General features: G+C 30.0%; 1 protein-coding gene. It reads left to right on the top strand.

Annotated elements, in window-relative coordinates; all coding sequences use genetic code 11:
* Positions 1–380: hypothetical protein (locus RCF13_RS06620; protein ID WP_308140968.1), on the top strand; the 380-nt coding region annotated here is incomplete at both ends.

Below are 380 nucleotides of genomic sequence, written 5' to 3'. Positions count from 1 at the left end.
ACTAAAATTGCAGAAGAAACGATTTACCTGGATGGTATTGAAGTGGAATTAAGAAAGAAACTTAATTTGTTAGAGGAAAAGTGGAAGCAACGTGAAACTGTAGTGAAGGAGTTCCAAGAAAAATATAATAACTTTGTAGGTGAATTGACTGAATTAGAAAAAATCAATGAACTTGCTATAAAAGAGCTTAAAATATTCAATTTTTTAGAAGGGGAAATTGGAAAACATCTTACTAAAGTATACGCCTTTTTAGCAAAAGATAAGATTAGAGAATTGAAAATTAAAGAATCTGAGCTTAAAGGTGAATTGGAAAAAGCCGAAAAAGATTTAGCTGATGAAAAAAGATTTCTAAATATAGAGTTAGCAGCGTTAAACGTCCT

Origin of the sequence: Stenotrophomonas maltophilia group sp. RNC7 (assembly GCF_030910085.1) — a bacterium.
Classification (GTDB): Bacteria; Pseudomonadota; Gammaproteobacteria; order Xanthomonadales; family Xanthomonadaceae; genus Stenotrophomonas; species Stenotrophomonas sepilia.
This window is presented reverse-complemented; position numbering and strand designations above follow the sequence as displayed.